General features: G+C 71.1%; 7 protein-coding genes. All 7 read left to right on the forward strand.

Annotation, left to right across the window (positions count from 1 at the left end):
* Positions 1–294 precede the first annotated feature (294 nt).
* The 7 genes from leuS (at position 295) to WME95_RS40340 (ending at position 10,591) form a co-directional block, all read left to right on the forward strand.
* Positions 295–2,859 (forward strand): leucine--tRNA ligase, encoded by a 2,565-nt coding sequence (leuS, locus tag WME95_RS40310; RefSeq protein WP_437904582.1) that lies wholly within the window; start codon positions 295–297, stop codon positions 2,857–2,859.
* Between the two features lie 363 nt (positions 2,860–3,222).
* Positions 3,223–4,326 carry a trypsin-like serine protease gene (locus WME95_RS40315; RefSeq protein ID WP_437904583.1) on the forward strand — a complete coding sequence of 368 codons (1,104 nt, stop codon included), beginning with the start codon at positions 3,223–3,225 and terminating at the stop codon, positions 4,324–4,326.
* Between the two features lie 61 nt (positions 4,327–4,387).
* On the forward strand, positions 4,388–5,002 hold the full coding sequence (locus WME95_RS40320; protein WP_437904584.1) for a penicillin-binding protein activator LpoB: 615 nt from the start codon (positions 4,388–4,390) through the stop codon (positions 5,000–5,002).
* Positions 5,002–6,378: a hypothetical protein gene (locus WME95_RS40325; RefSeq protein WP_437904585.1), complete on the forward strand. Its 1,377-nt coding sequence runs from the start codon at positions 5,002–5,004 to the stop codon at positions 6,376–6,378. Before WME95_RS40320 ends, WME95_RS40325 begins: the two co-directional genes overlap by 1 nt.
* 59 nt (positions 6,379–6,437) lie before the next feature.
* Positions 6,438–6,965, forward strand: a complete 528-nt coding sequence (locus WME95_RS40330) for a peptidylprolyl isomerase (RefSeq protein WP_437545392.1) — start codon at positions 6,438–6,440, stop codon at positions 6,963–6,965.
* 71 nt (positions 6,966–7,036) lie between these two features.
* Positions 7,037–9,700: an MGH1-like glycoside hydrolase domain-containing protein gene (locus tag WME95_RS40335; protein ID WP_437904586.1), complete on the forward strand. Its 2,664-nt coding sequence runs from the start codon at positions 7,037–7,039 to the stop codon at positions 9,698–9,700.
* A 63-nt stretch (positions 9,701–9,763) separates the two neighbouring features.
* Entirely contained in the window at positions 9,764–10,591 is an 828-nt protein-coding gene (locus tag WME95_RS40340) for a hypothetical protein (RefSeq protein WP_437904587.1), read from the forward strand.
* The last annotated feature ends 458 nt before the right edge of the window (positions 10,592–11,049 follow it).

The following is an 11,049-nucleotide window of genomic DNA, read 5'->3' on the forward strand; positions in this document are numbered from 1 at the left end:
GCTCGTCCCGCCACCGAGGCGCTCACCAGGCGCGCGCTTTCGCCAGCGCCGCGGCGCGCAGGGGGCGCGCACGACGCTCCGGCGCGCGGGTGGTTCCAGAGCGCGAGGCGGCGCGCGAGGTCAGCCCTCTCGGGCGCGGGCGTCTCCGACGGCAGAGCTCGGACCGAGGCGCTGTCCACGCTTGTCGGGAACTCTCGACATGGCCGCGGCGCCCCGTGGACGGGCGTGGCGCTCCCGCCGGGGCGCGGGCGTCTGCCGCCGCGGGGCGGCTGTCGACCGCGGCAGCACAGTGCTATGGCACGTCGCGATATGGCCGCCGAGACGATGGACCCCCGCGCCTCCACCGAACCTTCTCCCAACGAGCCGCGTGAGCCCGCGCGCTACGATCATGCCGCCGTCGAGCCGCGCTGGCAGCGCGCGTGGGAGGAAGGCGAGACCTTCCGCGCCGTCCGCAGCGCGGACCCGGCCCGCGCGAAGCGCTACGTGCTCGACATGTTCCCCTATCCGTCGGGGTCGGGGCTGCACGTCGGCCACCCCGAGGGGTACACGGCGACCGACATCATGTCCCGCTACTTCCGCATGCGCGGGATCGACGTGCTGCACGTCATGGGCTGGGACGCCTTCGGGCTGCCGGCGGAGCAGCACGCCCTCGAGACCGGCACGCACCCGGCCGACACGACGGCGCGGAACATCGCGACCTTCAAGCGCCAGCTCAAGATGCTGGGCTTCAGCTACGACTGGTCGCGAGAGCTCTCCACGACCGATCCGCGCTACGTGCGCTGGACGCAGTGGATCTTCCTCCAGCTCTTCAAGAAGGGGCTCGCGTACCAGGACGAGGTGAGCGTCAACTGGTGCCCGGCGCTCGGGACCGTCCTTGCGAACGAGGAGGTGATCGACGGCAAGAGCGAGCGCGGCTCGCACCCGGTCTACCGGACGCCGCTCAGGCAATGGATGCTCCGCATCACCGCCTACGCCGACCGCCTGGCGGAGGATCTCCGCCTCCTCGACTGGCCTGAAGGGACGGTGGCGATGCAGCGCGCCTGGATCGGCCGATCGGAGGGGGCGCTCATCACGTTCGAGGTCAAGGGATGGGGCAAGGGCGCGCTGAGCGTGTTCACGACCCGCCCCGACACGCTGATGGGCGTCACCTACGTCGTGCTCGCGCCCGAGCACCCGCTCACGACATGGCTCACGAGCGCGGAGAGCGGCGCGTCCGAGGCGCGCCGCGAGGCGGTGCGCGCGTACGTCGCGGCCGCGGCGGGCAAGAGCGATCGCGAGCGGCTCGCCGCGGCGGCGAGGGAGAAGACCGGCGTCGACACCGGCCTCGTCGCCGTCCACCCCATCACGGGCGTGGAGGTGCCGATCTGGGTCGCCGACTACGTGCTCGGCGGCTACGGCACCGGCGCCGTGATGGCGGTGCCAGGGCACGACGAGCGCGACTTCTCGTTTGCCCGCACCTACGGGCTGCCCATCGTCGAGGTCGTGAGCCCCGACGGCACCCTGCGCGACCAGCTCGAGGCCGCCTACGTCGACCCGGGCGTCGCGGTCCGGAGCGGCGAGTTCGACGGGCTCGCGACGGAGGAGTGCAAGCGCGCGGTCATCGCGCGCCTCGAGGCGCTCGGGCGAGGCAAGCGCGAGGTGAACTACAAGCTGCGCGACTGGGTCTTCTCCCGCCAGCGCTACTGGGGCGAGCCGATCCCCATCTACTTCCCCGTCGAGCTCGCCGATCCAGACGGCGATCCCAGGAAGGGCGCCGCGCACACGATCCGCTACGATCAGCCGATCGCGGTCGACGAGGCCAGCCTCCCGATCGAGCTGCCGCCGCTCGCCGACTTCCGCCCTGGCGACGACCCTGCGGGCCCGCTGGCGCGCGCCGTCGACTGGCGCTTCTTTCAGCGGGACGGCAAGTGGTACGCGCGCGAGACGAACACGATGCCGCAGTGGGCGGGCTCGTGCTGGTACTACCTTCGCTTCCTCGATCCGCAGAACGACGCGGAGCCGTTCTCGGAGGCCGCGTACGACGCGTGGATGCCCGTCGACCTCTACGTCGGCGGCGCGGAGCACGGCGTGCTGCACCTCCTCTACGCGCGCTTCTGGCACAAGGTGCTCTACGACCTCGGCCATGTGAAGCACCCCGAGCCCTTCGCGAAGCTCGTCCATCAGGGGATGATCCTGGGCGAGGACAACGAGAAGATGTCGAAGTCGCGGGGCAACGTGATCAACCCCGACGACATCGTGCGGGTCCACGGCGCCGACGTGCTGCGGATGTACGAGATGTTCATGGGCCCGCTCGAGGCGGTGAAGCCCTGGCAATCAGGGCAGATCCAGGGGGTGGTCCGGTTCCGGGACCGCGTGTTCGCGACGTGCACGCGACCGCTCTCGGACGCGATGGACGACGCGACGAGCCGGCAGCTCCACAGGACGATCAAGAAGGTGACCGGTGACATCGAGGGGATGGCGTTCAACACCGCCATCTCCGCGATGATGGTCTTCGTGAACCACCTGAGCTCGCTGCCTTCGCCGCCGCGCGAGGCGGTCCTGCGGCTGATCCTCCTCGTCTCCCCCTTCGCGCCGCACCTCGCGGAGGAGCTGTGGCGGCTCACCGGCCACGAGCGTTCGCTCAGCTACGAGCCGTGGCCCACCTACGACGAGGCCTTCTGCGTCGACGACGTCCTGGAAATCCCGGTGCAGGTGAACGGCAAGGTCCGCGGTCGCGTGATGCTGGCGAAGGCGGCATCGGAGGAGGAGGCGCGAGCCGCCGCGCTCGGCCTGGAGACCGTGGCCACCCTCGCCGCGGGCAAGCAGCTGAAGAAGTTCATCTACGTCGCAGGGAAGATCGTGAACATCGTGGTCGGCTGACGCTCCGGCGCCGCCTGGAGAGCTCCGGCGCTGGCGTGAAAAACGAGCGCTCGCAGCGCGGCGACGTCGAGAACGGACGCGCGGGATAGCAGCGCGAGGGAGGCGCCCCCGGCGCGCCAGGCCCCGCGCCCGCGCCGCCTCCTCGCCCGCGCCTCGGGCTCCAGCGCCTTGCGCTCGGTTGACGACAGGGTCGGGCGCTCGGTTGTACATGAGCCCGATCGGCGCGCTGACCGCATCCCACACCACAGCGCAGCGGGTGGCTCCGCCGGCGCGTGAGCTTCCCCGGAAGCAATCCTCTCCTTCCTCGGGGCGCGCGGCGGTGCACAGCCCAGGCTGGCAGGTGCCGTGCAAAGGCGGCTGGCCGTGTGCCGGAACAGCACCGCATGGTGTACCCGAGCTGGCTGCCTCCTCGCCGCCGCGCTGGCCGGCTGCGCTGGAGACGCGGACGAAGCGGACCTGCACGAGGAGGACGCGGCCGAGGCCGCGCTGGAGATCAAGGGAGGGTACCTAGACGCTGGAGATCGCGCGGTCGCCGGGCTCCTCATCACCGATCGCCGAGGGCGCGTCGCGCGGACCTGCTCGAGCACCGTGATCGCGCCCAACCTGGTGCTCACCGCGCAGCACTGCATCGCGGAAGCTCCCAAGCTCATCGCCTGCAAGACGGCGACGTTCGGGGAGCCGGTCGATGCCTCGCAGGTCTACGCCACGCTCGGCGGGGCCTTGTGGGCCGCGGACACGCCGTGGATCGGCGCGCGCGCCGTGATCAGCCCGCCCGACGGCAACGCCGTCTGCGGGCGCGACGTCGCGCTCGTCGTGCTGTCCTCCCCGCTCGGCGGCAGCGAGGTCACGCCGCTCGCGCCCCGCCTCGATCGGCCGCCCGAGGAGAGCGAGGTCTACTCGGCGGTGGGCTTCGGCGACACGGAGGGCAGATCGCGCGGCGGCGGCGTCCGCAGGCGCCGCGATGGTCTCCACGTCGAGTGCGTCGGGTACGGGTGCGGAACGCAGGAGCGCGTCACAGGAGGCGAGTGGCGCGGAGAGAACGGCATCTGCAGCGGCGACTCGGGCGGACCGGCGCTCGACGTCGCGGGGCGGATCATCGGCGTGACGTCGCGCGGGCCGGCGGGCTGCGCCGACCCCATCTATGGTGGGCTCATCGCCCATCGCGACTGGCTCGTCACCGAGGCGAGGCGCGCCGCCGACGTCGGCGACTACGACCCGCCCTGGTGGGCCACGGCGTCGGACCCCGCGGAGCGCTTGCCTTCGCGCCGGCCGCTCGACGAGCGCTGGCTCTCGTGCGCGCACGGCCCGGTCGTCGGCGACGCCAGCGGGGCCGCGGCGGCGCGCGCGCTGCTCGCGATGCTCGCGCTGCTCGCGCTGAGGCGAGCCAGGGCGTCCGCGCTGCCGACATGCCGCGCGCGGCGTGCACGCTGCGCGCGCGCCGCGTCGCAGAGCACGATTTCCGCCTGATCGAAGCTCCAGCGCACACCTCGCCTGCTAGGATGCCGGCGTCCTGCCCTGCGGAGTGTCCATGCCCATTTCGCCCAGCATCCGTCCGGCCGCGCTGCTCGCGGCGCTCGCGCTCGCCTCGCTTCCCATCGGCTGCGGCCCCACCTACGTGCGCGGCAATCAGGTCGAGGGGCTCGACGACGCCGCGATGAGCACGGGAATCGACAGGCGCGACATCGAGCAGCTCCTCCACGAGAACCTGACGTCGCTGATGGCCTCTCCGGTGGCCAAGGCGTGGGCGCACGATGGCTCGCGGCCCACGCTCGCCATCTATCCGCTGTCGAACCAGACGAGCGAGCACATCGACAGCCAGCTTCAGGCGCTCCTGTCCGATATCGAGACGTACCTGTCCCAGGCGAGCCTCGTCACCGTGGTGAGCGTCGAGCGCCAGCAGCAGATGGTCGCGGAGGTCGAGAAGCAGCACGGCGGCGGGTTCGATCCGAACCACATCGCCGAGTACAACCGCCAGCTCGGCGCGAAGTACTACCTCACCGGCAAGGTCTTCACCGCCGATGAGCGCACCGAGGACGAGCGCCGCGTCCAGTACTTCATGTTCATGCAGCTCATCGAGGTCGCCACGAGCGCGGTGGCCTGGCAGAACAGGGCGGCCTTCACCAAGGCGCTCATCCAGGAGTGATGCGCCGGCGGCACGCGAGCCTCGCGGGGCGCAAGCGTGCGGCCCTGGCTCCTCTCGCGCTGCTCCTCGGCCTCTGGCAGGCCGCCTGCGGCGGACATGAAGATCGCGTGCGCACCGCGCTCCAGGCGCTCGATCGCGGCGCTCCCGCCGAGGCGGTGGCCGCGCTGAACGAGCAGCTCGAGGTCGAGACCGCGGCTCAGCTCCCGGCGCTCCGGGGCGACAACGCGCTCCTCCTGCTCGACCGCGGCAACATCCTCCTCAGCATGGACAGCTACCGGCTGTCCGCGCGCGATCTCGGGGCCGCGGACAAGTCGATCGACCTGCTCGACATGTCCCGCGGGGCCGCCCACGATCTCGGCAAGTACCTCTTCTCGGACGACGTGGGCCCGTACAAGGCGCCTGCCTACGAGAAGCTGCTCATCAACACCATCAACATGATGAACTACCTGGCCCAGCGCGACCTCAGCGGGGCCAGGGTCGAGGCTCGCCGCCTCGCGATCATGCAGAGATACCTGCGCGATCACGAGGACGAGACGGCGCTCCTCGGCCTCGGCAGCTACCTCGCGGGCCTCGCCTTCGAGAAGAGCGGCCAGGCCGACGAGGCGCTCCTCCATTACGACGACGCCCTCCGCCACGGGTCGTATCCGTCGCTCCGCCGCCCGCTCCGCGCGCTCACGCGCGGCGAGCCCAGGTCGCCCCGCATCGCCGCGTTGATCGAAGGCGAGGCCCCGCCGCCGCCCCTCGACGAGACCGGCGAGGCCGAGCTCATCGTCGTCGTCGGGTTCGGGCGCGTCCCGCAGAAGGTGCCGCAGCGCCTTCCGATCGGCCTCGCGCTCACGCTCGTGGCCAACGACATCAGCCCGGCGGATCGCGCGCGGGCGAGCGAGCTCGCGGCGAAGGGGCTCGTGACCTGGGTCAACTACCCGACGCTCGCCCGGGGCAAGGGCGGCTATTCGATTCCGACGCTGAAGCTCGACGGGCGCTCCCAGCCGATGGAGCAGGCGCTCGACGTCGAGGCGCAGGTGCGCGCGGCCTGGAAGAAGAGCGAGGGGACCGTCATCCTGTCGGCCATCACGAGGACCGTCGCCCGCATCGCGGCCGGCGAGGCCGCGCAGGGCGCCACCGAGGCGGCAGCCGAGGACTCCGGGCCGCTGGGCCTGCTCGTCGGCCTGCTGACGAGCGCGACGCTGACCGCGCTCGACACGCCGGACACGCGCGGATGGTCGACGCTCCCCGCGCGCGTCGCGATCGCGCGGACCCGCGTCCGCGCGGGCACGCATGACGTGGTCGTCGGCGTCCGCGGCGAGTCGAGGCGCGCCCGGGTGAGCGTGGCCGCTGGCGGGTGGGCCTTCGTCCCGGTGATGGTCCTCCGCTGAGCGGCGCGCGCGGACGGGAGGGTTGCGGGCGCACTCTTCCCGCGGCAGTCTCCGCGCCGATGCGTAGCCCTCATCTCCGCGCCGTGCTGTTTCACGCGCTCTCGGCGTGCTCGCCCCTCGCGCTCCTCTGCGCGACCGCCTGCGGGGCGCTCGCCACCTCGCCGTCCTGGGTCGGCGGCGGCCTCGCGGTCTCCGCGCCGATCCGGGCTGCCGAGGAGGACGCCGCGATCGAGCGGGAGCGCGCGGTGATCGCCAGTCAGCCCAAGGAGATCGGCGCGCGGCATCTCCTCGTCATGCACGAGGGCTCGAAGAGCAAGCCCGAGGGCCTCCGCCGCACGCGCGCCGAGGCCCGCGCGCGAGCGCAGGAAGCGCTCGTCAAGATCCGCGGCGGGGTGAGCTTCGAGGAGGCGGTCGCGGAGTACAGCGACGAGCCGGGCGCCGCCGAGCGCGGCGGGGATCTCGGGGTGTTCGAGCGCGGCATGATGGTGAAGGGCTTCTCCGACGCCGCCTTCGCCTTGAAGATCGGCGAGGTGAGCGAGATCATCGAGACGCCGTTCGGCTTCCACATCATCAAGCGCACCGAGTAGCGCCCGCTCCAGGTCGTCGCGCGCCGGCCGCGGGCTCGACGCCTCCGTCGGAGTCGCCTAGCGTGGCGCGCATGACGAGGACCGTCCGCGCTGCGCCGACCGCCGAGCACCGCCGCCTCGAGGAAGAGCGCGAGCGCCTCCTGCGCTGGAAGCACTGGGGCCCCTACCTCTCCGAGCGGGCCTGGGGGACGGTGCGCGAGGACTACAGCGCGAACGGGGACGCGTGGGCGCACTTCCCTCACGACCATGCCCGGAGCCGCGCCTATCGCTGGAACGAGGACGGGCTGGGCGGCATCTGTGACCGACACCAGATCTTGTGTCTCGCCGTCGCCGTCTGGAACGAGCGGGATCCGATCCTGAAGGAGCGTGCCTTCGGCCTGACAGGGCCGGAAGGCAACCACGGCGAGGACGTCAAGGAGATCTACTACTACGAAGACGCGACGCCGACCTCCAGCTACCTGCGCTACCTCTACCGGTACCCGCAGCGGCCGTTCCCCTACGAGGCGCTCGTCGCCGCCGCGCGCGACCGCGGCCTCTCGGAGGGCGAGGCAGATCTCCCCGATCTCGGCGCCTTCGACGGAGATCGTTACTTCGACGTCGTCGTCGAGTACGCGAAGCGGAGCCCGAGCGACATCCTGATGGTCATCACCGTGGTGAACCGCGGCCCGGAAGCCGCGCCGATCCACGTGCTCCCGCACCTCTGGTTCCGCAACACATGGTCCTGGACCGAGCCTCCGGGTCCCGTCCCGGAGATCCGGGCCATGGAGACCGACGCCGGTCATGTGATGCTGCGCGCGGCGCACCCCGAGCACGGCGCGCATCACCTGTACATCGAGGGCAGCCCGGAGCTGCTCTTCACCAACAACGAGACGAACCGCGAGCGGCTCTATGGCGCCCCTTCGCGGACACCGTACGTCAAGGACGCGTTCCATCACCGGGTCGTCCACGGCGACGAGGCGCGGGTGAACGCCGAGCGCCGCGGCACGAAGGCCGCGAGCTGGCATCGCTTCGAGGTGCCGGCCGGCGGGAGCCGGCGGATCCTGCTCCGGCTCGCGCCCGAGCCGGTGGAGTGCCCCTTCGACGGCGCGGACGAGCTCCTGGAGGCGCGGCGCAGAGAAGCGGACGAGTACTATCTCGCCGTCCAGGGCCCTGCCCTGTCCGACGATCGCCGCGCCATCCAGCGTCAGGCGGCGGCGGGGCTGTTCTGGACGATGCAGTTCTACCACTACGACGTCGACACCTGGCTCCGCGGCGACGCGCACGCGCCGCCGCCCGAGCGGCTGAGCGGCCGAAATGCCCACTGGCGGCACGTCTCCGTCGCCGATGTCGTCTCCATGCCCGACGCGTGGGAGTACCCCTGGTTCGCGGCGTGGGATCTCGCCTTCCACGCGGTCGCGCTGGCCTCGCTCGACATCGATCTCGCGAAGGCCCAGCTGAAGATGATGGTCAAGGAGTGGTACCAGCACCCGAACGGGCAGCTGCCTGCCTACGAGTGGGAGTTCTCGGATCTGAACCCTCCGGTGCATGCCTGGGCGACCTACCAGATCTACAAGATCGAGCGGAAGCAGCGGGGCGAGGGCGATCGGGTGTTCCTGGAGCGGGTGTTCCACAAGCTCCTCATCAACTTCGCCTGGTGGGTCAACAAGCGCGACGCCGAGGGGCACAACGTCTTCGAGGGCGGGTTCCTCGGCCTCGACAACATCTCGCTCTTCGATCGCAGCGAGCGGCTCGCGCCCGGGATGCGCCTGGAGCAGGCGGACGCCACGGCGTGGATGGCGATGTACTGCCTCGACCTCATGCGCATCGCCCTGGAGCTCGCGCTCGACAACTCCGCGTACGAGGATCTCGCCAGCAAGTTCTTCGAGCACTTCTTGCGGATCGCGCACGCGCTCCACCACACGGCGGACGGCCGGCTGCCGCTCTGGTCCGAGGAGGACGGCTTCTACTTCGACATCCTCATCGCCGGAGGGAAGCCGCGGCACGTGAAGATCCGCTCGGCCGTCGGCCTCATCCCGCTCTGCGCGGTGCACGTGATCACCCCGGAGATCTACGGCAAGCTCGCGAACTTCCGGCGCCGGACCGAGTGGTTCCTCCGCAAGAACCCCGCGCTGGCCGAGGCGATCACCGTACGTCCAGACGGCCGCCAGGTGCTCTCCGCGGTGCCGCCGGGGCGCCTCGAGCGGGTGCTCACGCACCTGTTCGACGAGGACAAGTTCCTCTCGCCGTTCGGCCCGCGCTCGCTCTCCAAGGAGCACGCGGCCGCGCCCGTCTCGCTCGGGCTCGAGCCCTGCGACGCGCAGTACACGGTCGGCTACGAGCCGGGCGAGTCGATCACGCGCATGAAGGGCGGCAACTCCAACTGGCGCGGCCCGATCTGGTTCCCGCTCGGCTACCTGCTCTACCGCTCGCTCCTCCGTCTCGACCACGGCTTCGGCGACGTGCTCACGATCCCCTCGCTCGGCGGCCACGGCCCTCGCACGCTCCGCGACGGAGCGCACGAGATCGCGCGCCGGCTGATCGCGATCTTCGAGCGCGACCGCGAGGGCCGCCGCCCTGTCTACGGCGAGCACCCCCTCTTCCAGCGTGATCCTCGGTTCCGAGATCGCCTGTTTTTCTTCGAGTACTTCCACGGCGACACCGGCGCAGGGCTCGGCGCCTCGCACCAGACCGGCTGGACTGCCCTCGTGGGCGACCTGATCCTCCGCACGGAACGGCACAACCACCCGCGTTCGTAGCGCACCCTACATAGCGTTCGGCTCATCACCGGTTCGTCCCGGATCCGTGCTAGGAGGGCGCCTGTGTCGCTGGCGTTCGGCGTCTCGCTCCTCGCGTTGGCCGTCATGCTGGGCGGCATTGCGGCGGTGTTCCGTCATCGGAGCGAGGGCGCGATGTCTGCGTTGCGGACGTTCGCCCTCGTCGGAGCGGCGTCGATCGCGCTGCTTCACCTGCTCCCGGAGGCGATCGGCGAGATCGGCTGGCTCGCGCTGCTCGCGGCGGCGTCTGGCTTCGTGGCGCCGGCGGTGCTGGAGCGCCTCGTGCTCGGGGACGCTGGGGCTCACCGGACGCCGACGACGGCGCTCGCGATGGGGTACGCCGCGGTGCTCGTGCATCAGTTCGGCGAGGGCGCGGCGGTGGCGTCGCTCTCACGGGTTGGACAGCTCTCGCTCCCTGTCGTGCTCGTGATCGCCGCGCACACGGTGCCGCTCGCGATGGTGGTGGCCATTCAGGTCCTCGAGGTGAAAGCCGATACCGGCGGCAAGCGCGCCATGAGCGCTGCGCTCGCGGGCATTGCGCTCGCCACGGTGGTTGGCGCCTTCGCGACGCGGCTTGTCGACCTGGAGCACCTCGAGGTGATCGAGCCCTGGTTGCTCTCCGCGGTCGCGGGCCTCCTCTTGCACGCGCTCTCGCACGAGGCGGTCGCAAGCGGCCCAGCGACGTCTCTGAGCCGCGCCGGCGAAGCCATGGGCGGCCTGCTCGGCGTCTTCCTCGCCACGATCGGGATCGACGAGGAGGAATGGGTGCAAAAGATCCCGTTCGCTCTCCAGATCGCCGCCCTGACCGTCCTTGCAGGGCTCATCCTCCTGCGCAGCTACGGCCCGAGGCGAGCTACCGAGCGCCCGCACTGAGCGTCTCGCCGCCCTGACGGCACCTCCCGTCCGGACGCCGTGACGGCACGCTCCCGCCCTCGGCGCCGCCTCGAGCGCTGCCTCAACGGCGCCGATCTGACGGCGGCCAGCACGAGCTCGCTGCAAAGGCGAAGCCTTCAGCGGAGCCGTCGTGCCGAACCGAAAGCCCCCGGCGCATAGGCGTTAACCAAGCTCGTTCGGTCACGCTCAGGGCACCGCGCCCGCCCCCTCACCCCACCATCGGTCACCAACGTGAACGCGAACGCTTACGTGGTCGTGATCGTGGTCGTCAACGATAAGCCGTAAACGACCACGACCACGACCACGTAAACGACCACGTTCACGTTCGGGCGTAGAGGAGTACGCGGCGTGAGGCTTGGTTAAGCCCCAGAAGGCCCACGGGAGGGTGGTCCGCCGGGGACCGGTCAGCCCGGAACGCGCTCCACGCAGCCGCCAAG

It is taken from the genome of Sorangium sp. So ce327 (assembly GCF_051530205.1).
Classification (GTDB): Bacteria; Myxococcota_A; Polyangia; order Polyangiales; family Polyangiaceae; genus Sorangium; species Sorangium cellulosum_B.